Below are 25,887 nucleotides of genomic sequence, written 5' to 3'. Positions count from 1 at the left end.
ATGAACGGGATAGCGTTGAAGATCGCCCCGGCGCAAGCAGCCGATGAGGCGGAAGCGTTGGATAGCGGCTACGCGCTGTTCCCGGCGACCGCTTGCCAGACGCGCTTCTGGCATGAGCAGAAGGCCTCGACGCAGGCGTCCGCGCTGAACATCGCGTTCCGTCTGCAACTGTCGGGGCCGCTGAGCGCCGCGAGTCTCGAACAGGTGCTCGCGGACCTGGTCGCGCGCCACGAAATCCTGCGCACGGGCTTTCTGATGACGGGCGCGGGGCTGCGCCAGCAGGTGTGGAGCGACGCGCCCTTCCGTCTCGACGTGATCGACCTGACCGGCTTCGACGATCAGGCCGCGCAGGCCGAAGCGCAGCGCGTCGGCGGCGAGCAGGCGCGCACGCCGTTCGACCTCGCGTCGCGCTCCTACTTTCGCGCCGTGTGGCTGCCGCGCTCCGCGACGCAAGGCGAGCTGCAACTGACCTTCCACTCGCTCGTAATGGACGGCTGGTCGTTTGCGATTCTCGTGCGCGAACTCGTCGAAGGACTCGCCGCGCTGCACGCGGCCAAGGACGCCGATTATCCCGACGTCGAACTCCATCACGGCGACTACGCGCTGTGGAAAGAGGAGTTCCTCGCGAGCGGCGCGCTCGATCGGGCGCGCGCGCACTGGCGCAGCGAGCTGCACGGCTTCAGCCGCTTCGACGTGCCGGGCGACCGCGCGCGTCCGCGTGAACGGCGCTTCCAGGGCGTGATCCGCTCGATCCTGCTGCCGCTCGACCTGAGCGAACATCTGATCGCCGCGGCCAAGGCGCAAGGCGTGACGCTATTCAGCGTCGCGGCGGCGAGTCTCGCGATGGCGCTGCAAAAAGCGGCCGATGGTGCGGGCGTTGCGAGCGTGGCAAAAATTGCTATCGGCACGCAAATGTCCGTGCGCGATCAGCAGGAACTCGAAGGCGTGATCGGGCCGCTGATCAATACGGTGATCCTGCGCCTCGACATCGCGCCGGGCAGCACGCTCGCTTCGGTGATCGCGCAGTGCGGCGCGAAGCTCAGCGACGCCATCGAGCATCTGCACGTGCCGTTCGAGGAAATGCGCGAGATGGCGGGCGAAGCGTCCGACACCGACCGCCCGCCGCTGTGCTCGGTGAACTTCGCGTTGCAGCAGAGCTTCGTCGGCATGGGCGACGAGGTGCGCCGCGATGCGTTCGCCGCGACCACCTCGCCGTCGTTCAACGCGGGCGCGCTCTACGACCTCAACTTCTTCATGGTGCGTCGGCCCGAAGGCTGGCGCATCTCGTGCGAAGGCGATCTCGATCTCTACGATGTCGAGACCATCGACGCGCATCTCGCAACATGGCGCGAGATGCTGGAGCGCGTGCAGATCTCGGCGCCGGTGCCGGTTTCGAAAACCGCTGCCGTTCAGGCGCCCGCGCCGCTCGCGGCGGGCGTCGGCAACAGCGGCTTCATGAGCCAGGCGGAGATGGAAGCGAAGGCGCGTAACATCGTCCGCTTCAACGAAGACGCGGCGGGCACGCCCGTGATCGCGCTGAACAACACCGCCGTGCTGTACGGCCTCGCGCAGCAGATCGGCACGGACCGGCCGTTTTTCGACATTCCGATGGTGCCGGAAGGCCCGCCGCGCGAGTTCCCGCCGCGCGCCTTCCAGGATCTCGCGGCGGATGCCGTGCGACTGATCCGCCTCGCGCGGCCCCACGGCCCATACATCCTGATGGGCCACTGCGTGCTGGGCGCGCTGTCGCTCGAAGCGGCGCATCAACTCCGGCGCGAAGGCGAAACCGTGGAGCTGGTCGTGCTCAACGACTCGTGGTGCCCCGGCTATCGCGAAGGCATGGGCTGGCTCGATCGCCAGATCCGCAAAATGCAGGTGCGCGCCGACAACATTCCGCGCGACTTCCGCAAGGCGATGCGCGGCGAAATCTCGATGGTGTCGTTTCTCGAACAATATCGGATCGTGCGCACGCTCGGCATTGCGCGTTTCGCGCTCAAACTCGGCTTGATCAAGGGTGACGCTTCCGAGCACAAGGTGGCCGAGAACCGCTGGTACATCGAGTATCTGCTGGCCCAGCAAGCGCGTTACCGTCCTGCGCCTTACGACGGCGAAGTGCAGATTTTCCGCAGCGCGCAGGTGCTCAAGGGACGTCTGTTCGCGTGGGACCTCGGCTGGCAGTCCGCGCTGAAGGGCAAGGCGATCGTGACCGAAGTGCCAGGCATGCACGACCAGATCTTCCGGGCCGCGGGCACGGCTGTGATCGGCAAACAGTTGCGCGAGCGGCTTGCGGGTATCGGAGCGAGCGGCGTCGAAGCCGCTGCGCAGGCATCGGACGACGCGGCGCTGCATTCCTGAAACCTGCATAGGCCGTTATTCAGGATTCCTGTCCAGGATTCACACCGGCCCCGGCGAGATGAAATGACCCATGCTTCCTTGCGAACGATCCTGGTCGCCGCCGCGTGCGGCGCGCTGGCGCTCGGCGGCATCCTGTTCGCGAAAGCCACCGTGACGGCGCAGCAATCCGCCGACGCCGTCAGCGGCTCGCCCGCGTCCGCCGGCCGCGTGAATATCGCGGTGCTCGGCGACTCGGACAGCCAGTCCTATTACGACGGCCAGCGCGGCGGTGCATGGCGCGCGACCACGTGGCAATGGACCGAGGTGCTCGCGCGGCTGCGCGGCGACCAGATCGACTTCGGCAAATGGGGCGTATGGGGCAGCAACAAGTACGAGGCGTACGTCGCGGACAAACTCGGCCTTGGCGCGCGCTCGCCGCGCAAGACCGACTATCAGTACAACTTCGCCGTGAGCGGCGCGTCGTGCGAACAATTGATGGGCCGTTCGCAGCGTCAGGCACGCCGTCTCGTCGCCTTGATGGACACGGACCCGCAGGCGTGGAGCCATGCCGTCGTGCTGATCCGCATCGGCGTGAACGATATCGGTCAGCATGACATCCTCGACGCGTGGGCGCACGATCGCAACGCCGCGCGTCCCGCAGCGGTGACCGACGCGTGCATTAGCGCGGTCGGCGAGGCGGTCGGGCTCATTCGCAGCCATCATCCGCAAACGCGCATCGTCCTCGTGGGCGTGCTCAGCAATGCGGACTGGTCGGTGGAATTCGATCACTGGCAATCGGCCGCGGAGATCGCCAACATCGACGCCGGCCTCGATCGCTACGACAACGGCTTGCGCAAGCTGGCCGCGGCGAACGACAACGTCGTCTTCCTCGACGACCGCGCCTGGTTCAGAAGTCTTTGGGGCGAACGCGACGACCAGGGCCGCCCGGTGTACAAGACCGTGCGGCTCGCGCCGGGCTGGGCCATCACGAATACCGACGGCGACGATCCGCACAATGCCGTGCTGGCCGACGGCCACGCGGGCGTGGTCTGGAATACGCTGTGGGCGCAACACCTGGTCGGGACGCTGAACGCCGCGTTCGGGCTGCATATCGAGCCGATCACGGATGCGCAGGTCATCGGCTTTTTGCAGCCGGGTTTTGCGGACACGACGACAACACGCGCAGCCGCGCTCAACACGACGGGCGGCCAGCCCGGTTCGGCGCCGCCGCTCTCCTCCGCGACGAATCCCTAATCGCGGCCTTTACCGGTGCGCCCGCTCAGCGCAGGCGCAAATTTGCCATCGACCGACCGGACTCACGCCCCGCGCATGGCTTCAACGCGTCGCGCCGGTCACGGCTTTCAGCGAGTCCACGAGATGGCGCGCCGCCGCCTGCCAGGTGAAGCTCTCCGCCTGCCGGTATCCGGCCGCGATCATCGCTTGCCGCGCCGATTCGTCGTCGAGCGCCGCGAGAATCTGCGTGCGCCATGCCGGTGCGCTGAAGGGATTGGCATAGCTCGCCGCGTCGCCGCACACTTCCGGCAGCGCGCCCAGCGGCGCAGCGATCACCGGACAACCGAGCGCCATCGCCTCCAGCGGCGGCAAGCCGAATCCTTCGGTGAGCGAAGGAAACGCCAGCGCGCCCGCCTGCATCATGAGCGCGACGAGTTGCGCGTCGCTCACGCGGCCCGCGAATCGCACGTTAGACGGCACCCGATGCCCGAGCGCTTCGAAATCGGCGCGCGTCGCGACGCCGAACAGGACGAGTTCGAAATCGCTCAATGCCGGATCGGCAAACGCCTTCAGCAACACGCCGATATTCTTGTGCGGCTGCGTATTCGCGAGCGCGAGCACGTAACGCCGGGGCGTGAGTTTCAGCGCCGCGATCTGCGTATCGTCGGGACGCACCTGAAAAACGTGATCGCAACCGTTATGCACCACGACGATCTTGTCCGCGCTGGCAATGCCGTAACGCACGAGTTCCTGTTTCGAAAATTCCGAAACCGTAAAAATGATCTTGTGACGCTTGCCGATAAAGAAATATTGAAACTTGTACCAAAGCCGGAAAGGCAGCGAATAGGAATCCGGCGACGAATACACCTGCGCGTCGTGAATCATCGTCGCCGAATCGCGATGCAGCAGCGGCCCGAGATTGCATAGATTGAGAATGAAATCGCGTCGGCGCGCCAACGGAAAATAGCACTGCTCCCACGCGATGCGATGCATTTTGCGCGCCCAGCGGCTTTCGCGAATGCACGCGATATTGCGGTAGCGCGGAACGTCGACATGATCTCTCACCACGAGCGCGTAATCGACATCGCCGCCCGCATGCGCGGCGATCAAGGCGTCCGTGGCCGCCACGAGCTGCTCGGCGACCCGATGCACGCCCGTGGGCGCCGCGCCGAAGAATTTGCCGTTGAATGCAATCGTCTTCATAGTTTTTCCGCACGCTCCGGCGTCAGGCGGCCACGCACGAAATCGCAGACGCCGATCCAGTTGCCGCGCAAACGGCCGCGCCGGTCGACCCACGGCTCCGGCACGAAACTGCGCAGGACGTTGCTCACCACATTGCGCAGCACGTGACGCAGCGCGTCGCGCAACGGCATGGTTTTCTTTTTCACCAGATAAAGCGGATTGATCACCTGCGAATAGCCGAATTTGCGCCCGGACACGCGTCCGCGCTTCACGCCCATATGCACGCCCACGGCCGTATTGATCCGCACGACGCGCCCGCCACGATTCCAGATCTGGCCGCCGAAATCGCGATCCTCCTGCCAGCCGTAAAGCACCAGACGTTCGTCGAAACGCAGGCCCGCGATGCTGCTGCAACGGAACGCCATGTTGCAGCCATAGGGACCGCCCGTCGGCGTGATACGCATCGACGCGGGCAGATCGTCGGTCGTCGCGACAATCGCGCGCGCTTCGTCATACGAGTAGCCCGGACCGTGGATGCCGTCCGCGAGCACCGTGCCGGTCACGCAGGCAATCGACGCATCGGTTTCGAGCGCTTTCAGCGTCTCGGCGATCCAGCGCTCGTGCATGAGGAAATCGTCGTCGAGGATAATCACCACGTCGAAATCGGCCGGCACGTGATTCAACGCGTGATTGCGTTGCACCGAACTGCCAGCTCGCCCCTTGATGACAAGTAAGCCAGGCTGCTGCGCCTGCAAATCGCCGATGTCCGCATCCGAGACGCAGGACACGATAACCAGATCGGGCTTCACCGTTTGCAGGCTCACGAAACCGACGACTTGCGGCAGAATTTCCGCACGCCCGAGCGTCGGGAAGATCACGCAGACTTTTGGCTTCTTGTCGAAGGGTACCGAATTCATTTTTTTCCCGTTGAGAGCTTAATCGCGCGAGCGCGCCAATCGCGCATCCAATGACACCGCATTGCCGTTGCCGAAAAATCCGCCGAGCAGCCCCGCACGCCAGACCCCGAATATCAGCATCGCCAGCAAAGCCGTTTCGCCGATCAAGCGCGCTTCGGCCATGCCTTCCGCACCGCGATAATTCGCCAGCGGAATTGCCACGACCAGATTCAGGAGCGCGCTCGCGAAGCCCGTCCACAACAGCAGTCTTTCGAGCTTGCGCGGCAGAATGAAATAGAGGCCCAATACGCGCGTGCACACGCTGATCGGCAGCACGAATACCAACACGTTGAGAATCGGCACGGCGGGGCGGAATTCATGGCCGAATGCGAGCGGCACGATCCATTCCGACAAGGTCCTCGTGACGATCACGCCGACAATCGCGCCGAACAGGAAAACGGCCAGAATGCGCCGCGCGAGCCAGTTGGCCCTGGCCTCGTCGTGCGCGACCAGAAACATGACTTTCGGCGTGAGCACCTGCGCGGCGGGCACCATGATGCCCATGGCGGCAGCGATCAAACGCTCCGATATGCCGAACGCGCTGACCTCCGCGGGTGAAGCCATCAGCGACAAAATATAGGTCGACGCGGCGAGTATCAGCACCGCCGTGCCGTTATAGAGAAAGATCGTGGTCGAGCTTTTGATCACCGCGAAAGCCGCGCGCACCGGCGCGAGAAATCCTGTCGACTCCCTGCGCACCAGCCAGTAAGCCACTCCGTTTTGAACGACGCCGGACGCGAAGGTCAGCGGAAACACCAGCGAGAGATCCGCAGGCTTGCGAATAAATACGATCAGCAGCGTGAGCGACATCACGAGGCCCATCACTTCGATCATCATGCTCGTGCGCACGCGGCCCGTGCTGGCGAAATACCAGCCGAGATTGAACGCCGCGAGAATCCCGCCGACGACAATAAAATACGGCGCGCCGGGCACGCTGGAAATCACTTCGGAGCGAAAGGCCGCAATCAATCCGATCACGGCCGCAGGCACGCCGATCAACAGGCGCGCCGTGAAATGCTCGCGAAAAATCCGGTCGTTTTTGCCGGGGTGATCGGATTGCACCAGCTCGCGTCCGCCGACGGTCGCCAGGCCGAAGTTGACGAGCAGCCAGAGCGAATTGGACAGCGACATGCCGGCCAGCACCGCGCCGTAGCCGTTCGCGCCCAGCACGCGCCCGTAGTAAGGAATCAGGACGAGCGGATAAAGATAGCGGAACGCATAGGACAGATAGACGGCGAACAGATCGAGTTTCGACAGCGATGTGTCGAGCTTTTTCATGATCCCCCCTGAGAGACCCATCGTCCGCGTGCGATCGCGCGACGCGTCATACGTGGCGAAAGCGCGCCCGCCGCCGCCGCGAAAATATAGAAAGGCGCGCCCAGTTCGAATACGCCTGCGGACGCCGAGGCCACGATCAAGGTTGCGATCATGCCGTGACGCGCCGCGTAGCAGACCGCGCGTTCGGTGAAGCCATACGCGGTGGGAATCGGCGTCAGCAAGGACGTGCCGAGAAACATGCCGTAGCACACCACGCCCACCACGCCGAGATTCGCGAGCACGACGATCAGAAAGCTGGAAGTGCGAATGCTGCCGAGCCCGACGCCGAGGCCATAGGTGTCGAGGAAGTTGGTGATGCCCTGCGCGTTCCAGCCCATCCGCTCCACACCCGAGGAACTGCCCGCTTTGCTGAACACCGCCGTGTCGAAGAAATCGGTGATTGCATTGGCGACGCTCGGCAGGAACAAAATCACGTAGAGCACGACGAGCAGTCCCGCGCAGGCCCCGATGACCCAGAGCCGCTGTTTGCGCACGATGGCCGCGCGCGAGATCACGCCGGGACGGCTGAACACGAGCACGCCCGAGTAGGCGGCCAGCCCGACATAGGCCGTGCCCGACGTCGACAACAGCAGCAGGATGCCCGTGGCCAGCGAGAGCGCGCCCGAGATTTTCGTGCGGTAACCCACGAGCCAGAGATTCAGGCAAAAGATAAACAGCGGCAGCGTAAAGCCCGAATAGGCGGACGTCTCGCTGAAGGTGCCGCTGATGCGCACGAGACCGCCCATTTCCTCGCCGGTCAGATCGGCGAATTGCGCAGTTTTGATCGCGGACATCGCATCGATACCGGCCGTATGAAAAACGATGTCGAGGCAACCGGCAATCACGTCGAGAAACGCCAGCACGAAGATCGCGCTCGCCAGCGTCCAATACACGCCGCGATATTTCAGGAACGCGTAGGTCGCGCAATACACGATGACGTCGCTGACGCAATAGACCGACTGGGACAGATTGCCCGACACCGGCGCAAGCGGCCGAAGCAGCACTTCCTGGCTGCTGCGGTCGACGGGATACACGAGCGTCGAGCCGAGCAGCAGACGCGGCAGCAGGATCGCGCCGACGACGCCCCACAGGCAGGTACACAGCAGCCAGAAGCCGGGCTTGTCGAGTGAGACCGCATCGGCGAGCGTCTTGCCGCCGGCGAGATTGAACGCGCGGATCGCGAAGAACGCCAGGAACAGTTGCGCAGGCAAAATCCCGACGCCGCCCAGACCGAGCGCGAGCGTGCTGCCGAACAGCGCAAACACCGCCATCGCGTAAATGGCGCAGCGATGCGACACATAAAGCGCCACCAGTCCCGTGACGAACACGATCAAACCGTATATCGACAGTTCCACTTCCCTGCCCCCAAAATGCGTTCGCTCGCCGGTCGCGCACGCGCGATGTCGTTATCGCATCTGCCCGAATTCACCTGCGTTGCGCGCGTCGACACGTTGTCAAGCCGACTGCCAACGCCGCACGACTTGAGGCGTATCCGTGAAGCCCTTGCCCGCATCCATCGCGCGCTCGACCACGCTGAGAAACTCCTGCTTGAATCGCTCCTCCGTAAAGCGCAAGGCGTTGCGGCGGCACACGTCTGGTCTAAGCGCGGGCTGGCGTTCGAAACGCTCGACCGCATCGACGATCGCTTCGACGCTCTGCTCGCCGAAGAACAGCCCCGTGCCGCGATCCGGGTCCGCCGAATCCACCACGATTTCGCGCGAGCCGCCGCGTCCGAACGCGATGACCGGCGTGCCGCACGCCTGCGCTTCGACCACCGAAATGCCGAAGTCCTCTTCCGCCGCCACGACGAACGCGCGCGCGCGCTGCATGTGATCGACGAGCACCGAATCGGGTTGATAGCCGAGCAAGGTCACGTTCGGCGCGGCGCAGGCTTTGACCCGGTCGAAATCCGCGCCGTCGCCGATCACCACGAGCCGCTTCGACGGCATCGCCGCAAACGCCTCGACGATCAGCGGAATGCGCTTATACGGCACCATGCGCGAGGCGATCAGATAAAAGTCCTCGTGCTGCTCGCACAATTCGAAACGCTCCACGTCGACGGGCGGATACACCACGGTCGCTTCGGTGCCATACGCTTTGCGAATGCGCCGCCCGACGAAGGCCGAATTGGCGACGAAGGCATCGACGCCATGCGCCGTGCGCTGATCCCAGATGCGCATGTAATGCAGCAGCATGCGCACGACCCAGCTTTTCATGCCGCGCTGCAAACCGGCTTCGGAAAGATATTGATGCTGTAGATCCCACGCATAGCGAATCGGCGAATGCACGTAGCTCACGTGCACCTGATTCGGTCCCGTCAAAATGCCTTTGGCCACGGCATGGCTCGACGAAATCACGAGATCGTACGAAGACAGATCGAATTGCTCGATCGCGAGCGGCATCAGCGGCAAATAGCTGCGAAACGACGAACGCGCGCGCGGCAGATGTTGAATGAACGAGGTCTTCGCGTGACGTCCGCCGAGCACGCTGCGTTGCGCTTCGGGAAAGAAGTCGACCACGCTGAACAAATCGGCTTGCGGAAACAGCTGAAGAATCTGCTCGACGACTTTCTCCGAGCCCGCATAGGTGACCAGCCATTCATGCACGAGCGCGACGCGGCCAAAGCGGCGCGGGTCGTTCGCGAGAGTGGAGGCAAGCGTTACATTAGCCACGGCGAAATCTCCTCGATCAGCTTGACGGCGGTGGCGTGCCACGTCAGCTCCGCCGTGCGTGCGCGGCCGCGTTCGCGCAGGTTCGCGCGCAGCGCGGCATCGGCTGTGATGCGTTCGAGCAGGCGCGCGAGCTCCACCGGATCGTCCGGCGACGTGTACAGCACGGCATCGCCGCACGCTTCCTGCACGGCGGGCAAACGCGAGGCGATCACCGGGCAGCCGAGCGCCAGCGCCTCGACCGGCGGCAACCCAAAGCCCTCGTAACGCGACGGATACACGAAACACGCCGCGCGCCGATACAAGGCCGCCAGTTCGCCGTCGCTCACATAGCCGAGATGCTTGACGAACTCGGGCAACGCGTCCTGACCGCTTCCATAAACTTTGGCATCGCCGCCGCCCACCACGACGATGTCGAATTGCGCGTCGCGAATCAGACGCGCGGCGTCGGCCACGAGCTGAAAATTCTTGTGACGATTGAGGCTGCCCACCGCGAGCACGAAAGGCCGCGCACCGAGCGCGGACGTCACCGTACTTTCGTCCTGTTGCACGCGCAGCATGTGCTCGCCGCTTTCGTACACCACGCCGATCTTGCCCGCCGGAATCCGGTACGCATCGGACAATTCGCGCCGCGAGAATTCGGACACCGTAATCACGCGCTGCGAGACCTGACCGATACGCGGCGCCATCAGCCGATACCAGGCGACGAACGAGCGGCTGTAACTCTCGGGCACGCGCGCGGGCGCAGCGTCGTGCAGCACCGTGACCTGGCGGCGATACAGCAGCGGCCCGGAATTGCAGAGGTTGAGCAGCAACCGGCCACGCGCGGCGTGGAGCAACGCAATCTGTTCCCAACGCAAACCGCCGCCTTTGCCGCTCGCACGCAATCCAACGTGCCTGAATGGATTCGCCATTTCTGCCAGCGCCTCGGGCACGATAATCTCGGTGCGCAATCCGGCCACACGCGGGTCGCGCGACTCGATCATCTGATCGAGCGCGCGAATGGTTTCGAACGCAAAGCGATCGACACCGGTTGCGCGCCGCCCGAGAAAACGGCCGTTGATCAGCAGATTGGGAACAAGCAGGTCTTTCATTGGATCGGTCCAGGGCATCGCTCATGTCCCGGCATCATCCGTGCACGCAGCCACCGCAACACGACCGGATTCGACAAGCCACACCATGCAATTGGTATGAGTGCGAGTGTGGACGATCTTCCCATCGTCGAATGTTCGGCTACGCTCATGTCGTGCTATTTCGCGAAGCACGGTTTACATTGTTTGCGCAATGTGACGCGCACCACGTAGCGGAACAGTTAATTCGATTGTTTAAATATCGACATTTCTATAATTGCTCTGCAGATTTCCGTTACGCCGCCGGTTTCCGAGTTGGACGAATGCGTAAAAGCGTCCCCTTCCATTCCGGGCGACGCCTTCCATTCCCGGCTGAACTCACCGACGACATTCATGGGACGTCATACCCGACTTCAAGGCCTCCAGCATCTGCGTTTCTACGCCGCTTTCGCTGTGTTGGCCCATCACATTCTCGAAGAGGCCATGGGCAGTCCACTGGCCATCGCTTCCGCTTCGGCGACGCGCGTCGGCGCGTGCGGCGTCGATATCTTTTTCGTCATTAGCGGATTGGTGATGTGGCACACGACGGGCGGCTTTTCCGCGCGAACGTCGGCGCGCCGATTCCTCTCGCGGCGTCTCACGCGCATTTTCCCGTCTTATTGGGCTTGCCTCGCGATTCTGGTGACGCTGGCCGGCAGCGGGCTCGCGTTTAAACACGTCGAGCTGGACGCCGTCGGCATGATCGAGTCGATATTCCTGCTGCCGCCCACGACATCGTCGGGTTTGATTCTCGGCGTGGCGTGGACGCTGATTTACGAGCTTTATTTTTATCTCGTCTGCACCGCGGTGTTATGTCTGCCGTGGCAGCGCTTGCGCGCGTTGTCGATCGTCGCGCTGCTCGCCGCTGTGCCATTCGTGCTTGAAAAAGCCGGCGCGACGGCGCAGGCGCAGTATTACGGCAGCCCGCTTGTCGTCGAGTTTATTTTTGGCATTGCATTGGGCGCGATCAGCACGCATCTGCCTGCGCCGGGCCGGCGTACGTGGCAAGCGCTGCTGGCGGCGTGCGTCGCGCTGTTCTGGTGGGCGTCTGCGGCTTCGCCCGATAGCGCCACCTTCGGCCTGCCGCCCTCGTTCAGATGGTGGGCGTGGGGCCTGCCGTCCATGTTGCTCGTTGCGCTGTTCCTGCACGTGCAGGACGATCGCAGCTTCATCGGGCGCGCGCTGACGACGCTGGGCAATGCCTCGTATGTGCTTTATCTCACGCACCTGTTCTGGATGAACGTATTTGCCAAGGCGATCAAGGCCGGTGCGTTTCATACGACATTGAGCCTTTATCTGGCTGGCGCTTTTGTCGCGATGTTCGCTGTGATATTCGCGCTGGGCGTTCACTGGTATCTGGAGAAACCGCTGCTTTCGAAACTCGAAGGCAAGCGTTCGCAGATGCGCGGAACGGCGCTGAGCTGAAGCTTTTCGCACAGCGTATTGGCGTAGCGGAAAGCCGCAATTTAATCCGACGATAGGTCCGTTTTGAAAAGCCCGACGTGTTGTACGTCGGGCTTTTTTACGTTCGCGTGCGATGTTCAGAAGCGATCGACGCGAATTGTCGAGCGACGCTTTGTGCGGACGAGTCGACGTGCTGCACATCGCAATACAACGCGTCAGTCGTTGAATCGTGCGGTCAACGACGCATCAGTTCGCGAAGCGATTCTTCATATCGATAAGCGCGCGCCAGGCGAAAGTCGGACACACAGGGCGTGACGATGCGTTCTGCGCTTTCAAACTCATCACCGCATTCACCCAATAGAAAAAGCCCACCCGGCTAACCGTGGTGGGCTTGTTCGTCTAACGTTCACGACCGGCGCATCACGCCGGCCTTGAATCCCCTCTCAACGCTGCGTCATCCCCGCATCCTTCGCGAAGCCGTGGCTCGAATAACCGTATGACGCATACGCATCGCCGTAGCGGCCAGGACGCGCCGTCATGTCGTTGAAGATCACGCCGCGAATCGGCACGCCAACCTGCTCGAAGCGGCGCACGGACTCGCGCAATTCCGCCACGCTGGTGGTGCCCTGGCGCGCGATCACGAACACCGTGCCCGCGAGCTGGCCGATGATGCCCGCGTCCGCGACCGGCAATACCGGCGGCGCGTCGATCAGCACGAGGTCGTAGGCCTCGTTGGCCCAGTCCACGAAATCCTTGAAGCTGTCCTGGCGCAGCAGTTCGCTGGCGTTGGTCACATAGCCGCCCGTCGCCACGAAGTCGACGCCCGGCATCACCTGGCGATGCACGACCTGATCGTAGTCCTGCAGGTAATCGACGACATCGGTCAGGCCGGGGCTGCTCGGCACGCCCGTGTGCAGATTCAGCGAGCCGCGCCGCAAGTCGGCGTCGATCAGCAGCACGCGCTTGCCCGAGGCGCCGAACACGGCCGCGAGATTCACCGAGACGAACGACTTGCCGACCATCGGCGTCGGTCCCGCGAGCAGCACGACATGATTCGACGCATTCGCGAGCGAATATTCGAGCGCGCTGCGGAAACTGCGCAGGCTTTCGACCGCGGCATCGAAGGCCGCCGTATGCGCGAGCACGGTGTTCGCGCCGGGCGCGCCGTTCGGCACGCGGCGCGTGAGCGTGTGTTGCAGTCGGCTGCGCGGCACCGCCGCGAACACCGCGAGACCCGTGCCCACTTCGATTTCGTCGACCATCGACACGCCGCGCTTGAGGCGATGACGCACCAGCACGATCGCCGCGCCCACGAACAGCCCCGTGAAGAACGCCGCGATCACCAGCACCGCACGCTTCGGGCGAATCGGGCCTTCCGACGGCACCGCCGCGTCGATCATGCGCACGTTCGACACGCGACCCGCCTTGAGCAGACGCATCTGCTCGCGATTGTTCAGCAGGTTCGTGTAGATGTTGGTGTCGACGGTCACTTCGCGTTGCAGCCGCACGAGATGCTGTTCGAGCGGCGGCAAGGCGCGCGTCTGTCCCGCGAGTTCGACCATCGCCTTTTCGGCTTCCGAGATTTGCCCGTTGATGGCGACCACGGCGGGGTTGTCGTCGGTAAAACGGGCCAGCAATTGCGCGCGCTGCTGGCGCAGATCGGCGAGGCGGCTCTGTGCCAGCGCCGAACTCTGCAGCAGCGACGTCGCTTCGGCGCCCAGATTCACGGCGCCATGCTCGGAGCGGAACGTGTTGTATTCGTTCTCGGCTTTTTCGAGCTGGTCTTTCAGTTGCGGCAATTGCTTGTCGAGAAAGGCGATCGACTTTTGCGCTTCTTCCTGGGTGCGCTGCGCGTTCTGCCGGATGTACTCGTTGCCGATCGCGTTGAGAATCGTGCTCGTCAGCACCGGATCGTCGCCATCGAGCGCGACGCCGATCACGTCGGATTCCTTACCTTTTTCCGAAATGGCCAGCGACGTCTGGAGTTGCTGGATCGCGCTCAGCTCGGAACTGCGCGAGAGACTGAAAACCGTGCCGGTCTGGCCTTCGATGCGGTTCACGAGCAGATCGATCGTGCCGCCCACCACCTCCGCGTGCAGCGGCTGGCCCACCTTGCCTTCGAGCGTGTTGCCGCCGAAGGTCAGCGTGTACGCGCCTTCGCCCTGGTAGGTCAGCACGAAAGGCCGGCCTTGCAGGCGCGCCGGCACGTCGAAACGGGGCACGTCGATCGCTTCGTCACCCCATGCGTAGCCGCCCCAGCCGGACCAGCCCGACAGATTCAGATGCTGCGCGGCCCAGCGGCCCACGACCGGAAAATAGCGCGGCGACGCATGAATATACAGCTTGGTCGCGTCGACGGCGGCCGACACGACCATCCGCGAACGCAACACTTCCATTTCCGCCGACGCCTCGGTCTTGACCGCGAATTGCGAAGACAAATCGGCCAGCGCCGACTTCGCGGCGTTCGGATTTTGCTCCACCTGGATCAGCATGTCCGATTCATAGACCGGCGCCGCCAGCAACGCATACACGCAACCGACGAGCGTGCACACGATCGTGGCAGCGAGGATCGTTTTGCGGCCCGCATAGAGCGTATCGAGCAGATTGCCCATATGCCCGCTTTCGGGCGCGATCGGCATCATCGCGTCGGCCGGCCCGTCAAGCAAATAGTCACGCTGATTCATTTTTATCCTCTCCGTGACGAAGGCGCCCAATGGCGCGCTTCGCATTCATGCGGGGATCAGTAGCCGACCGCGCGGGTTGCCGCCGCGGCCTGCGTCGTCGGCAATATCAGGCTGATGACACGGCTCCACTTCACGAGTGAAGACGTATCGACGAACACCACATCGTTCGGCTTGAGCTGGAACGAGTCGGCCGTCGCCATCGCCGACGCACTGCTCGCGTCGAGATGGAACACCGTCGGCTGGCTCGTGTCGCGCCCGCGCACGACATAGACCTGCGACGCGTCGCCCGACGACTGGTTGATCCCCCCTGCGTTGCCGAGCGCTTCGTTGAGCGACATGTGGCCGTTATTGAACATCACGCCGCCGGGGCGCTCGACTTCGCCCACCACGAATACCTTGCTGTCGGCCTGCCCGAAGACGCGCACGAGATCGCCGTCGCGCAGAATGATGCGGTCGGGATTGAAGCCCTTGCGGATCATTTCCGGCATGTCGACGACCACCGTCGAATCGCCGCGCGTGACCGCGACCTGCGAGCGATCGGCATTACTCGTGAAGCCGCCCGCGCGATTGATCGCTTCGGGCAGCGTCATCGGCCGGTCGTTGAGCACTTCGACGCCCGGCGTTTTCACCTCGCCGTCCAGATAGACGCGCTTGCTGCGATAGGTCTGGATCCGCACCGTGACCTGCGGCTTGCGCACGTATTTCGTGAGCTTGTCCGCGAGCGCATCGCGCACGCCCATTTCGGACAGGCCCTCGACTTTCAGCGGCCCGATATACGCGTACTGAATGAAGCCATCGGTATCGACGGTATAACCCGACGACACCGAACTCGCGCCGGTACCGCTGCCGTCGCCGCCGCCGCCCGACATGGGCAGATTGAGTTCGGGGTGGTCCCAGACCACGATGCTGAGAATGTCGCCTGGGCCGATCTGGTACGGCGTGGCTTTGGAGAACAGCTTGTGCACGTCGTCGGGAATGCCCGTGGGACGCGCTGCCGCTTCCTTCGTCACCAGGTCGCGCGTGATCTCGACGAGCGTGCCGGACGGCGCGCCCGCGATGCCCTTGGCCACCACGCTGTCGGGCACGCCCGAGCCCGGCGCTGCGCCGGTGTGCGCGGCGCCCGTGTCCGCCACAGTCGACGCGCCGGCCGCGGGCGCGTACGTCATGCCCGGCGCAAGCGCGCAGCCGCCCAGCCCGGCCATCGTCAGGCAGGCAACCCATAAGCCCGCGCGACGCAACGCGCCCGCGGCGATCGATTTCTTCGCGTTCGTTTCCATTGACCTACCCCCATCCGTTGCCCATGTTCCGCGTCATTCCGTGTGACGCGGATACCTGGTCCGCCTGGCGCAAGCGCGCCACTCATTTCCCCTGCTGAAGCCGTTTCCCGAAGCCGGTGTTCCCAATGTCGATATGCGCTTCAATCCCGCTCGATATCAATCTCGATACCAGGCTCAATACGCGCCACTGCCGCGAATCACGACGAAAAACGTTTTAAACAGAATTCCGATATCGCGGCGGAAGGTCCAGTTCATGACGTAAAAGACATCGAGCGAGACGCGCGTCGCGTAATCGATATCGTTGCGGCCGCTCACCTGCCAGAGTCCCGTGATGCCCGGCGTCGCCATCAGGTAATACTTGCGCGCGTCGCCGTAGCGTTCGAGTTCCTGATCGATGATCGGGCGCGGACCGACGAAACTCATTTCGCCGCGCAGTACGTTCCAGAGTTGCGGCAATTCGTCGAGACTCGAATGGCGCAGAAAGCGGCCGATGCGCGTCACGCGAATATCGTTCTTGAGTTTGAATTCGCGTTCCCATTCGGCGCGCGCTTCGGGATCGCGTTCGAGCAGATCCTTGAGCACCTGCTCGGAATTCATCACCATCGAGCGGAATTTCAGGCATCGGAACTTCTTGCCATGACGCCCCACGCGCATATGGCCATAGAGCGCCTTGCCGCCATCGCGCTTGACCAGCAGCGCCACGCCGAGCAGCAGCGGCGACAGCAGAATCAGCGCGCTCAGCGCGGCCACGATGTCGAACATGCGCTTGAGCGCGTGGCCGACCACGGCGGCGCGCACCGAGCCCATTTCCAGTTCGATCGGTTCGCGATGCCACCAGGCGCGCGTGAGACGCAGCACGCTGAACTCCGAAAAGAACAGCGTGTGCGACGCCATCAGCGAAATGCCGGTCGTCAGCGTCCAGTAAATAAACCACGGCAATTGCAGCAGATGATCGTGATGAATCGCGTAAAGCAGCACGAGGCCGCAGAGCTGCACGGCGAGCCACGCGAGCGCCGTGCGTCCCGCGACGCTGAAAATCGAGCGGCTGCCACGCGAGCCATACGTGCCGCAAGCCGGAAACACCGAAAGCGCAAGCGCCGCGCAGAACGCCACCAACGTCGGATCGGGATGATGCGCCGCGCCGATCTGCGTGAAATTCAGGTTCAGGTGTACGGCGCAAACGGCGCCCAGCACGATCAGCACCACGTCGACCGTGCGTTGCGTCAGTTGCGACCGTTGCGTCAGCTGTGATCCTTGTGTCAGCTGAGGCCCTTGCGTTAGATCTGACATGTCCTACCCCAGTGCGTGTCGTGTTCATCAGACGTTTTGGGTCTGACGTGGTCGTCCTCGGAGAGCGAACGCACGCTCTCTCTGTGCCCCGGGTATTGCAGGCGCGTACCTCGCCCACCCCGCCTGGCCACGACAACACATTAAGGTGTGTACAACCGCCAAACCGTGCGCAATCCCACCAACGATTTGTGATCGTGGCTGCCTCGTCATCGCGACGCGCCCATGCCCTGTAGCACGCCACGCGCAGCCAATGCGATATGTACGGTCTCGCACATATCGCCGCGTGTTTTCGCGCCCCGCTGCGATCGTTCAGTCCGGTTTATTCCATTTAATAGGAATCCGTATTATTCGCGACGCAATTATTTCCGCGTGCCGTTCGCTTGACGACACATCGAACGACGCGCGCGATTCAATCCTCTGCGGAATGCCGATCCGTTCGCCGACGCACACACTCAGGCGGCCATTGCGCAGCAGAATGTCGGCAAACCGCATCCTGCGAGGAATCCGCCGTGAAGCTCTCTCTGGCCGCCGCCCGCCCGCCGCTCGCCGCCTTCAGTCTCGTTGCCGGCCTTGCCGCGAGCCTCGGCGGATCGGCCGCGCACGCCGACGCGGTGCGCGCCATGCCCGCGCAGGATTTCATCGACACGCTCGCGGTCAACACGCACGTCAATTACACCGATGGCGCGTACGTGAACGTGCACAACGTCGCCGACGATCTCGCCTGGCTCGGCATTCGCCACGTTCGCGACATGATGCCGACCGGCACACCGCCGTTCGACAACTATGTGTATCTCGCGCGCCGCGGCGTCAAATTCAATTTCCTCATGCGCACGAACATCGACCAGGCGATCGACCAGGCGGTGGCCTTGAATACGGCCGTGCCGGGCAGCGTCGTGTCGATCGAGGGCTTCAACGAGGTCGATAACTTTCCCGTGACTTACAACGGCCTGAAGGGCGCTGCCGCCGGACTCGCCTTGCAGCGCGAGATCTACTCGCGCGTGCGCAACGCGTCCGCGCTCGCGGGCGTACCGGTCTACGACCTGACCGGTTATGACCCGAAGCTGGTCGACACGCGCGCGAGTTCCGCCGATTATTCGAATACCCACTTCTATCCGCAAAACGGCGAACAGCCGAGCTACAACGCGAACGGCGATCGCTGGCTGCCCGCCGCGCTCGGCTCGGTCAAGAAGTTCGAATTGCCGGTCGTCGTCACCGAGTTCGGTTATTTTTCGATGCCGCAATCGGGCTGGTACATGCTGGGCGTGGACGAACCGACGCAGGCCAAAGGCGTGCTCAACGGCTATATGGATGCGGCGGCGGCCGGCGTGAAGCGGCTTTTCGTCTACGAATTGCTCGACCAGAAACCCGATCCGCAAAACAAGAATGCCGAAATGCATTACGGCATGTTCCGCAACGACAACAGCCCGAAACGGGTCGCGCATTCAATCCGCAATCTCACGACGATTCTCAACACGACTACGCCGCATCGCGCGAGTGCGGCCGCGCGCGATACGCTGACCTATACGCTCAGCGATATGCCGGTTTCGGCGAACAGCTTTCTGCTGAAGAAAAAGGACGGCCGCTTCGTGCTCGCGCTCTGGAATGAAACGCTGATCTGGGACCGCGCGAATGGCACGCCGCTGGAGAGTCCGCCCGCGCCGGTGAAACTGGATTTCGGAGCGAACGCGCGCCGCGTGGATGTGTACGATCCGATGGTGTCGGCGGAACCGCTGACCACGCATCGCGATCAGCGGCAACTCACGGTGAATGTGCCCGACCACGTGATCCTGCTGGAGATTACGCCCGCCGATCGGCCGGGAACCTGAATGCGCTCAATTCGTCAGCCTAATTCATTAGTTCGGATGGCAAACTAAATTGAAATTCGCTGACGCGGTGCGTGGGCTTTGATACGTTTGACACGCATCGCGCGCTCACCCCTGTGCAGTTTCCCCTTCCGGGTAAGCCAGCGCGTCGCGCGCGAGTTCGAGACGCTGCGCGCCGAGGCGGCAGATCTCGGCACGGCAGCGCCGCACGTGGCGCTCGGCCAGCTCGACGGCGGCTCCGGCGCGCCCCGCGCGGATCGCGTCGAGCAGTTCGGCGTGCTCCGCATAGGTTTCGCCGACGCGCTCGCCGTACACAAAGCCCAGCCGGTGCACCACGTGGATGCGGTCGGTCACGCGACGCAGCGCCGCCGAGAGTTCGGCGTTGCCCACGGCGTCGACGAGCGCGAGATGAAACGCCTCGTCGAGCGCCGCCACGCGCCGCGCATCGGTCAGACGCGCCGCCTCCGGCACGAGCCAGATCGCGCCCAGCGCGTCGAGCGCCTGCATCGCCGCACGCTCGCCGCGCGCGTGGCGCTCGCAGAGGCGGCGGATCGCGAAGGTCTCGATCAGCTCGCGCATTTCGTAGAGATCGTCGAAGCGGCTGAAGTCGATGGGCGCGACTTCCCACCCGCCGCGCACGTAGCCGCGCATCAGGCCGTCGCCTTGCAGCCGTTGCAGCGCTTCGCGCGCAGGCGTGCGCGAGACCGCGAAGCGCGCGGCCACGGCCGCTTCGGTCAGCCAGACGCCCGGCAGCAGGCGCAGTTCGAAGATGTCCTCGCGCAGATTCTCGTAGACGCGATCGGCGCGCGAGGCGCCGCCAGGCGCGGCGCGCAGCGGCGTCGGCGACAGCGTGGAGAACGAGGAGAACCCGGAAACTGCGGCAGGCGGCGCAGACGAAGCGAGCGGCGGCGTCAACGGCGCGGCGGGCTGTGCGTTTGTTTGCACATCGGCGCTCGCAAGCGTTGACGGCGAAGAAGGAGTGAGCAGTTTGGTTTCGCGCATGATCGGCGAAATTATCGGCAGTGCGGCACGCCTGCGTATTGACCTCGCTCCAATAGTGCGTCTGTCAGTGCACCGGCCTCCCGGCGCCCGCGGAGCCGCCTCGGCGCCTTTGTATAATCGCGGATTCGGCCCGCTTTCCGTCCGCGCTCGATCTCGCATTCAACCTTTTTGACCGGCGTTCACCTTTCATGCTCAGTTTCGCCCTCGGCTTTATCGTTTCACTGCTGGTCACGCTGCTGATCGTGCGATACGCGCATCTGCATGAAAGGTTTTCGGTCGATTCCGATCTCGCGGGCGTGCAGAAATTCCACGTGCGGCCCGTGCCGCGCATCGGCGGAACCGGCATTCTGGCGGGCCTCGTCGTGGCGGCCGCGCAGCTGCATCACGCGTGGCCGACGGTTTCGGGCGGCATTCTCGGCATCGTCGCCTGCGGGCTGCCCGCGTTCGGCTCTGGGCTCGTCGAGGATCTGACCAAGAAAGTCTCGCCGCTCGCGCGCCTCGTCTGCACGATGGCCGCCGCCGCACTCGCGTATTTCGTGCTCGGCATCGCGGTTACGCGCATCAGCGTGCCGCCGCTCGACTTCCTGCTTTCCTACGCGGCCATATCGTGCGCGATCACCGTGCTGGCCGTCGCGGCGCTCGCGAACGCCGTCAACATCATCGACGGCTTCAACGGCCTCGCCTCGATGGTCGCCTTCATGATGTTCGCCTCGCTCGCCTACGTGGCGTTCCAGGTGCACGACCCGGTCGTGCTCTCGGCCTCGCTGATCATGATGGGCGCGGTGATGGGCTTCTTCATCTGGAACTTCCCGGCGGGCCTGATCTTTCTCGGCGACGGCGGCGCGTACTTCATCGGCTTCATGCTCGCCGAACTGGCGATCCTGCTCGTCATGCGCAACCGCGACGTGTCGGCGTGGTATCCGGTGCTGCTGTTCATGTACCCGATCTTCGAGACCTGTTTCTCGATTTACCGGAAGAAGTTCGTGCGCGGCATGTCGCCCGGCATTCCCGACGGTGTGCATCTGCACATGCTGGTCTACAAGCGTCTGATGCGCTGGGCCGTCGGCGCGCACACCGCGCGCGAGCTGACGCGCCGCAATTCGCTGACCTCGCCGTATCTGTGGCTGCTGTGCCTGATCGCCGTGATTCCGGCCACGCTGTTCTGGCGCCACACGCTGCATCTGTTCTGCTTCGTGGTCGTGTTCGCCTGCACCTATGTCTGGCTCTACGTGAGCATCGTGCGGTTCCGCTCGCCGAAGTGGCTCGTGGTGCGCAAGCACCAGCGCCGCTCCTGATATCGCCGGGACAGACAGCGCGCGCCTGAAAGACGCACGGCGGAGCGCGCATCTGTCGCGCATCTGACGCACACGCTGTGCGCATGGGTTGGCGCGGCGCGCGTACAATTTACCGGATGGCCTCCGGTGCCGGCCATCGCCGCGCCGCGTGCCGGATTGGACCGCGCGCTCTGCACCGCGATCAGGGAATCCATCACAAGGAGAGCCGACATGAGCCGTTACCTTGCCTTTGCCCTTGCGCTGTTCGCCGTCACCCTCGCCGCCTGCAACACCATCGCCGGAGCGGGCGAAGACATCTCGAAGGGCGGCAACGCCATCACCAATTCAGCGGACAAGGCCAAGTAACACGATTGATGCCTGCCCTCGGCCCCGCCTTCGCGCGGGGCCGTTTCTTTTTTGCGCGGGCCTTTGCGCGCACTGGCATCGCCGCCGTTCGCATGCGCCTGACGCGAACGCCCCGCGCGCTCAATGCTGCGCGCGCAACTTCGCCACCTCGGCCTCCAGCTCGCGGATGCGCGCGTCGCGCTCCTCCAGCGCCGCCTTCACGTCCGCCGCCTCGAAGCGCTGCGGAATATGCTGCGGACAGTTCATGTCCCACGCCGTCACCGTGAACACGATCGCCCGTTCGGCGCGCGCCTTGTAGCCGGGCGGCATGAGCCGCTCGACCAGCGCCGCGTCATCGTCGACGACGCGCGCCTCGCCCCAGACCTTGACGCGCCGCCTGTGCGCGTAATCGATCAGGAACAGATACGCCTTCGCGTTGTCGGTCAGATTGCCGAGCGTGATGTATTGCTGATTGCCGATGAAATCCGCGAACGCGATCGTGCGCGCGTCGAGCACGCGCAGAAACCCCGGCGGGCCGCCGCGATGCTGGATATACGGCTGGCCCTCGGCGTTCGCGGTGGCGAGGAACACACTGCGCTGCGCCTCGATGAACGCCTGCACGTCGGGGGTGAGATCGGTGCCGAAACCGCGCTGCGCTTCCACGCGGGCATAGATTTCGCGCGACCCGAGACGCGACTGCATGGCCTTCACGGTCGGCGTGAAAGCGATGTCGCTCGAATAACGGTGAACGGTCGAGGCCATCCTGGCTCCTTGTTCCTTGTGGCTGCGCGGCAGCGCGCCCTGGAGACATCAAGATAGGTCCTACCGGCATGAAAGAGAATCCCGCCAGCGCGGGAATGATCCTCTTGTTTTTCGGGAGGATGGCCGACGCGGAAAATATCCCGCGTGCATTGTGGCTCCCTTGCGCTTCACGAAGCGCTACCCTTGTAGCTCGCGCTGCGCCGCGCGAGTCCACTCATCGCTTCGGCCGGGGCGTTTGCCCCATCGGCCGCAGCGCTTCGCCTGTTTCAGGCCGGGAGGAAAGCATGTCGAAAACGATCTGGGTCGTCGTCGCCAACCGCGTCACCGCACGCATTTTCGCGACGGAAAATCCGCTCGGCGCCATCGAGGAAGTCGAAACGCTGCTGCATCCCGAAAGCCGCGTGCCGGAGCAGAGCCTCGTCACGGACCGCTCGGGCCGCACCGAGCGCTCGGGCGGTTCCGGCCGCCAGTCGAGCGACCCCGACACGCAGCATCACGAGCGCGAGACCACGCTGTTCGCGGCGCAGGTCGCGACCACGCTCGCGAAGGCACGCAACGACGCGCGTTACGGCACGCTCGCGCTGATCGCGCCGCCCGCGTTTCTGGGCGCGCTGCGCAAGGCGCTCGATGCGCAGACGCGCAATCTCGTCACGCTCGAACTCGACAAGGATCTCGCCCTGCTCGATCCGCGCACGCTGCGCACGCATCTGCCCGAGCGGCTCGTGCGCGCCGAAACCTAACCCACCCGCGTAATACTTCGCGCAAGATCCGCGCAGGGTCAGCAACAGTCCCCGCCTGTCCCCGCCTAACCCGCGAGGTGCGCGAGACAGCTGCGCACGAAGCCGATCGCGTGCTCGCCGGCCAGCATCCCCAGCAGGCCGACGAGCGCGATCGTGGGCGGCGCCGGCGACTTCACGTCGAGCACGCTGTAGAGCAGGCCCGCGAGCGCGCCCACCGCGAGCGAAACCAGATAAGCCTTCATCGTTGCGCTCCCCGCTTTTGCGTCCGGTCCATCAGGCCATGTCGATCACGACGCGCCCGCGCGTGCCCGCGGCCACCGCCGCATAGGCGTCCTTCGCGCGTGCGAGCGGATAGTGCGCGGCCACCACGGGCGCGGCGAAACGGCCCGCGTCGAAGGCTTCGGCCAGCGCGCGCATGATCGGCGCGGCGTCGGCGACGCCGAGCTTGGCGCTGTCGGCGCCCAAAAGCTGCGTTTCGTTGTGATAGAAGTCGATCAGGTCGAACTCCACGCGGCGCTTGCCCGTCGCGCTGATCTCCACCACGCGGCCGCGCCGCTTGACGAGCGACAGCGCCAGTTCGAAGGCCACGCCGCCCACGGCGTCGTAGACCACGTCCGCGCCCGCGCCGCCCGTGAGTTCGCGCACGCGTTGGGCGGTGTCGGCGTCCATCGGCACGAAGGCGTCGATCAGACGCGCCGCCGGCGAATCCACGTCCGGCGCCTCGCGCCCGATGCCGATCACGCGCGCGCCGCGCGCCTTGGCGATCTGCGTGACCGCGCCGCCGACGCCGCCCGACACGCCGATCACGGCAATCGTCTCGCCCGCCGCCAGCTGCGCGTAATCCACCGTGCCGAGCCAGCCCACCACGAAATTCACGCCGATCGAGGCGGCCTGCGCATGCGTGAGCGAAGCGGGTTTTTTCGCGAGCGCGGCCACCGGAATCTCGATGAACTCGGCGTGCGTGCCATCGCGCGTGAAGCCGATGTCGCCGCCCGTGCCCCAGACTTCGGCGCCGATCCATTCGTCGGGACCGGCGACCACCACGCCGCTGAAGTCGCGGCCCGGCACGCGCGGCGGCACGGTGTGATCGAAATGGCCCGAGACGTTCTTCACGTCGCTCGGATTGACCGAGGCGCTTTTCACCTGCACGAGCGCCTGGCCGGCGGCGGGCTGCGGCGTCGGCAGATCGACGAATTCGAGGACGTCGGGCGTGCCGAAGGTCGAGAACTGGATGGCTTTCATGGCGTGACTCCGTGAGTGCGTTCTAGCGTGAGAAGGAGTCTAGATTGCCGGGATGCCGTGGTGTGGACAGATGCTTTCGAATTTCGGACAAGGCGCGGCGCGCGGGACATCGACGAATCGGATGCGCAATGAAAATCGGCCCGCGTGAAAGCGGGCCGATTTTTCACGATCGATCAGCGCCAATCAAAGCGCGTTCAACGGAATCTTCAGATAGCGCACGCCGTTCGCTTCGGGCTCGGGCATGCGGCCCGCGCGGATATTCACCTGGATCGACGGCAGGATCAGATTCGGCATCGACAGCGTGCGGTCGCGCTCGGTGCGCATCTGCACGAAGGCGTCCTCGGTCACGCTGTCGTTCAGATGGATGTTGCCGCGGCGCTGCGCGTTGACCGTGGTTTCGAAGCTCGGGCCGCGCGACTCGGGCGGATAGTCGTGGCACATGAACAGGCGCGTTTCGCCGGGCAGGTCGAGCAGACGGCGCACCGAGCGATAGAGCGTGTGTGCGTCGCCGCCCGGGAAGTCGCAGCGCGCCGAACCGACGTCGGGCATGAACATCGTGTCGCCGACAAACACCGCGTCGCCGATCCGGTAGGCGAGATCGGCGGGCGTGTGGCCGGGCACGTGCAGCGCGCGCGCCATGAGCGGACCGACGTGGAAGGTCTCGTCGTCCTTGAACAGATGATCGAACTCGCTGCCGTCGGCGGCCACGGTGTCGCCGAGATTGAAGACCGCGCGGAACACGCCCTGCACCGTGCGGATGTGTTCGCCGATGGCGATCTTGCCGCCGAGCTGCTGCTTCAGATACGGCGCGGCCGAGAGATGGTCGGCGTGCGCGTGGGTTTCGAGCAGCCACTGCACGGTGAGCCCGTACTCGCGCACGAAGGCGATCACGCGGTCGGCGGACGCGGTGGACGTGCGCCCCGATTTCGGATCGTAGTCGAGCACGGGGTCGACGATCGCGCACACCGAGCCGCGCCCCGTATGCACGACGTAGGTGACCGTGGACGTGGCGGGATCGAAGAACGGCTCGACGAGCGCCGCGCGGGCGGGGTCCGCGACTTCGGCGGAACGGAGGGGGGACTCGGACATGGGGGCTCCAGACAACAACTTCGGACAGCGACGCGCAAACGCACCGGGGACGCGCTGCGTGGCATGACTTTTCGAAAAGTGCGGCAAAAATTCGCGTTTGACTGCGCGGCGGCGCACAGCGCGGCGCAGTCGGGCATCGCGCGAACGCGGCGAGG

At 64.3% G+C, this 25,887-nt stretch carries 21 protein-coding genes; 7 read left to right on the top strand and 14 right to left on the bottom strand.

All coding sequences use genetic code 11. The annotated features are described in order from the left end of the window. Together LDO54_RS23745 and LDO54_RS23740 are read left to right on the top strand one after the other, a co-directional pair. Entirely contained in the window at positions 1-2,355 is a 2,355-nt protein-coding gene (locus LDO54_RS23745; RefSeq protein WP_224013119.1) for a condensation domain-containing protein, read from the top strand. A 63-nt stretch (positions 2,356-2,418) separates the two neighbouring features. Continuing rightward, positions 2,419-3,588, top strand: coding sequence for an SGNH/GDSL hydrolase family protein (locus LDO54_RS23740; RefSeq protein WP_224013118.1), 1,170 nt, complete (start codon positions 2,419-2,421; stop codon positions 3,586-3,588). A gap of 81 nt (positions 3,589-3,669) precedes the next feature. On the opposite strand, the gene LDO54_RS23735 is transcribed toward LDO54_RS23740, so the two are convergent. The 6 genes from LDO54_RS23735 to LDO54_RS23710 all read right to left on the bottom strand — a co-directional run bounded on the left by LDO54_RS23735 (position 3,670) and on the right by LDO54_RS23710 (position 10,785). Continuing rightward, positions 3,670-4,770 (bottom strand): glycosyltransferase family 4 protein, encoded by a 1,101-nt coding sequence (locus tag LDO54_RS23735; RefSeq protein ID WP_224013117.1) that lies wholly within the window; start codon positions 4,768-4,770, stop codon positions 3,670-3,672. Continuing rightward, entirely contained in the window at positions 4,767-5,666 is a 900-nt protein-coding gene (locus tag LDO54_RS23730; RefSeq protein ID WP_224013116.1) for a glycosyltransferase family 2 protein, read from the bottom strand. Before LDO54_RS23730 ends, LDO54_RS23735 begins: the two co-directional genes overlap by 4 nt. 18 nt (positions 5,667-5,684) lie before the next feature. Next, the gene (locus LDO54_RS23725) at positions 5,685-6,983 is read right to left on the bottom strand and encodes a polysaccharide biosynthesis protein (protein ID WP_224013115.1); all 1,299 of its coding nucleotides are present in this window, start codon (positions 6,981-6,983) and stop codon (positions 5,685-5,687) included. Continuing rightward, positions 6,980-8,377 carry a hypothetical protein gene (locus tag LDO54_RS23720; RefSeq protein ID WP_224013114.1) on the bottom strand — a complete coding sequence of 466 codons (1,398 nt, stop codon included), beginning with the start codon at positions 8,375-8,377 and terminating at the stop codon, positions 6,980-6,982. Before LDO54_RS23720 ends, LDO54_RS23725 begins: the two co-directional genes overlap by 4 nt. Positions 8,378-8,476: 99 nt before the next feature. Further along, entirely contained in the window at positions 8,477-9,694 is a 1,218-nt protein-coding gene (locus LDO54_RS23715; protein WP_224013113.1) for a glycosyltransferase family 4 protein, read from the bottom strand. Next, entirely contained in the window at positions 9,682-10,785 is a 1,104-nt protein-coding gene (locus LDO54_RS23710; protein WP_224013112.1) for a glycosyltransferase family 4 protein, read from the bottom strand. The genes LDO54_RS23715 and LDO54_RS23710 overlap by 13 nt, the downstream gene beginning before the upstream one ends. Before the next feature lie 369 nt (positions 10,786-11,154). On the opposite strand from LDO54_RS23710, the gene LDO54_RS23705 reads away from it, so the two are divergent. After that, complete coding sequence (locus LDO54_RS23705) at positions 11,155-12,225, top strand: acyltransferase family protein (RefSeq protein ID WP_224013111.1); 1,071 nt, start codon at positions 11,155-11,157, stop codon at positions 12,223-12,225. A 422-nt stretch (positions 12,226-12,647) separates the two neighbouring features. Here LDO54_RS23705 and LDO54_RS23700 read toward each other — a convergent pair whose 3' ends face one another. From LDO54_RS23700 to LDO54_RS23690, 3 genes are all read right to left on the bottom strand, one after another. Then, a complete protein-coding gene (locus LDO54_RS23700; RefSeq protein WP_224013110.1) occupies positions 12,648-14,888 on the bottom strand; it encodes a polysaccharide biosynthesis tyrosine autokinase in 2,241 nt (746 codons plus the stop codon). A 56-nt stretch (positions 14,889-14,944) separates the two neighbouring features. Then, positions 14,945-16,165, bottom strand: a complete 1,221-nt coding sequence (locus LDO54_RS23695) for a polysaccharide biosynthesis/export family protein (protein WP_224013109.1) — start codon at positions 16,163-16,165, stop codon at positions 14,945-14,947. 174 nt (positions 16,166-16,339) lie between these two features. Continuing rightward, positions 16,340-17,455, bottom strand: a complete 1,116-nt coding sequence (locus LDO54_RS23690) for a sugar transferase (protein WP_224013108.1) — start codon at positions 17,453-17,455, stop codon at positions 16,340-16,342. 509 nt (positions 17,456-17,964) lie between these two features. Here LDO54_RS23690 and LDO54_RS23685 point away from each other — a divergent pair. Continuing rightward, entirely contained in the window at positions 17,965-19,281 is a 1,317-nt protein-coding gene (locus LDO54_RS23685) for a calcium-binding protein (protein ID WP_224013107.1), read from the top strand. A 105-nt stretch (positions 19,282-19,386) separates the two neighbouring features. Here LDO54_RS23685 and LDO54_RS23680 read toward each other — a convergent pair whose 3' ends face one another. Continuing rightward, on the bottom strand, positions 19,387-20,127 hold the full coding sequence (locus LDO54_RS23680; protein WP_224013133.1) for a GntR family transcriptional regulator: 741 nt from the start codon (positions 20,125-20,127) through the stop codon (positions 19,387-19,389). Positions 20,128-20,468: 341 nt separating this feature from the next. On the opposite strand from LDO54_RS23680, the gene LDO54_RS23675 reads away from it, so the two are divergent. Together LDO54_RS23675 and LDO54_RS23670 are read left to right on the top strand one after the other, a co-directional pair. Next, positions 20,469-21,575 (top strand): MraY family glycosyltransferase, encoded by a 1,107-nt coding sequence (locus LDO54_RS23675; RefSeq protein WP_224013106.1) that lies wholly within the window; start codon positions 20,469-20,471, stop codon positions 21,573-21,575. A 210-nt stretch (positions 21,576-21,785) separates the two neighbouring features. Beyond that, complete coding sequence (locus LDO54_RS23670; RefSeq protein WP_065057226.1) at positions 21,786-21,920, top strand: entericidin A/B family lipoprotein; 135 nt, start codon at positions 21,786-21,788, stop codon at positions 21,918-21,920. A 120-nt stretch (positions 21,921-22,040) separates the two neighbouring features. On the opposite strand, the gene LDO54_RS23665 is transcribed toward LDO54_RS23670, so the two are convergent. Further along, positions 22,041-22,661 (bottom strand): pyridoxamine 5'-phosphate oxidase family protein, encoded by a 621-nt coding sequence (locus LDO54_RS23665; RefSeq protein WP_224013105.1) that lies wholly within the window; start codon positions 22,659-22,661, stop codon positions 22,041-22,043. Positions 22,662-22,945: 284 nt separating this feature from the next. Between LDO54_RS23665 and LDO54_RS23660 the strand changes: the two genes are divergently transcribed. Further along, entirely contained in the window at positions 22,946-23,401 is a 456-nt protein-coding gene (locus LDO54_RS23660) for a host attachment protein (protein ID WP_224013104.1), read from the top strand. 65 nt (positions 23,402-23,466) lie between these two features. Here LDO54_RS23660 and LDO54_RS23655 read toward each other — a convergent pair whose 3' ends face one another. The 3 genes from LDO54_RS23655 to LDO54_RS23645 all read right to left on the bottom strand — a co-directional run bounded on the left by LDO54_RS23655 (position 23,467) and on the right by LDO54_RS23645 (position 25,732). Then, positions 23,467-23,643 (bottom strand): DUF1427 family protein, encoded by a 177-nt coding sequence (locus tag LDO54_RS23655; RefSeq protein WP_224013103.1) that lies wholly within the window; start codon positions 23,641-23,643, stop codon positions 23,467-23,469. 31 nt (positions 23,644-23,674) lie between these two features. Continuing rightward, a complete protein-coding gene (locus LDO54_RS23650) occupies positions 23,675-24,643 on the bottom strand; it encodes a quinone oxidoreductase family protein (RefSeq protein ID WP_224013102.1) in 969 nt (322 codons plus the stop codon). A 183-nt stretch (positions 24,644-24,826) separates the two neighbouring features. Next, a complete protein-coding gene (locus LDO54_RS23645; protein ID WP_224013101.1) occupies positions 24,827-25,732 on the bottom strand; it encodes an MBL fold metallo-hydrolase in 906 nt (301 codons plus the stop codon). Positions 25,733-25,887: the final 155 nt, after the last annotated feature.

Source organism: Paraburkholderia tropica (genome assembly GCF_914484835.1).
GTDB classification, from domain to species: domain Bacteria; phylum Pseudomonadota; class Gammaproteobacteria; order Burkholderiales; family Burkholderiaceae; genus Paraburkholderia; species Paraburkholderia tropica_A.
Note: the sequence above shows the minus strand (reverse complement) of the source record. Positions and strands in the feature narration are given on the sequence as shown.

Excerpts from the sequence above, each read along its gene's own strand:
- LDO54_RS23700 (WP_224013110.1), bottom strand. The coding sequence starts at position 14,888 with ATGAATCAGCGTGACTATTTGCTTGACGGGCCGGCCGACGCGATGATG.
- LDO54_RS23705 (WP_224013111.1), top strand. The coding sequence starts at position 11,155 with ATGGGACGTCATACCCGACTTCAAGGCCTCCAGCATCTGCGTTTCTAC.
- LDO54_RS23645 (WP_224013101.1), bottom strand. The coding sequence starts at position 25,732 with ATGTCCGAGTCCCCCCTCCGTTCCGCCGAAGTCGCGGACCCCGCCCGC.
- LDO54_RS23670 (WP_065057226.1), top strand. The coding sequence starts at position 21,786 with ATGAGCCGTTACCTTGCCTTTGCCCTTGCGCTGTTCGCCGTCACCCTC.
- LDO54_RS23660 (WP_224013104.1), top strand. The coding sequence starts at position 22,946 with ATGTCGAAAACGATCTGGGTCGTCGTCGCCAACCGCGTCACCGCACGC.
- LDO54_RS23740 (WP_224013118.1), top strand. The coding sequence starts at position 2,419 with ATGACCCATGCTTCCTTGCGAACGATCCTGGTCGCCGCCGCGTGCGGC.
- LDO54_RS23655 (WP_224013103.1), bottom strand. The coding sequence starts at position 23,643 with ATGAAGGCTTATCTGGTTTCGCTCGCGGTGGGCGCGCTCGCGGGCCTG.
- LDO54_RS23725 (WP_224013115.1), bottom strand. The coding sequence starts at position 6,983 with ATGAAAAAGCTCGACACATCGCTGTCGAAACTCGATCTGTTCGCCGTC.
- LDO54_RS23690 (WP_224013108.1), bottom strand. The coding sequence starts at position 17,455 with ATGTCAGATCTAACGCAAGGGCCTCAGCTGACACAAGGATCACAGCTG.
- LDO54_RS23735 (WP_224013117.1), bottom strand. The coding sequence starts at position 4,770 with ATGAAGACGATTGCATTCAACGGCAAATTCTTCGGCGCGGCGCCCACG.
- LDO54_RS23730 (WP_224013116.1), bottom strand. The coding sequence starts at position 5,666 with ATGAATTCGGTACCCTTCGACAAGAAGCCAAAAGTCTGCGTGATCTTC.
- LDO54_RS23695 (WP_224013109.1), bottom strand. The coding sequence starts at position 16,165 with ATGGAAACGAACGCGAAGAAATCGATCGCCGCGGGCGCGTTGCGTCGC.
- LDO54_RS23675 (WP_224013106.1), top strand. The coding sequence starts at position 20,469 with ATGCTCAGTTTCGCCCTCGGCTTTATCGTTTCACTGCTGGTCACGCTG.
- LDO54_RS23710 (WP_224013112.1), bottom strand. The coding sequence starts at position 10,785 with ATGAAAGACCTGCTTGTTCCCAATCTGCTGATCAACGGCCGTTTTCTC.
- LDO54_RS23745 (WP_224013119.1), top strand. The coding sequence starts at position 1 with ATGAACGGGATAGCGTTGAAGATCGCCCCGGCGCAAGCAGCCGATGAG.
- LDO54_RS23665 (WP_224013105.1), bottom strand. The coding sequence starts at position 22,661 with ATGGCCTCGACCGTTCACCGTTATTCGAGCGACATCGCTTTCACGCCG.
- LDO54_RS23650 (WP_224013102.1), bottom strand. The coding sequence starts at position 24,643 with ATGAAAGCCATCCAGTTCTCGACCTTCGGCACGCCCGACGTCCTCGAA.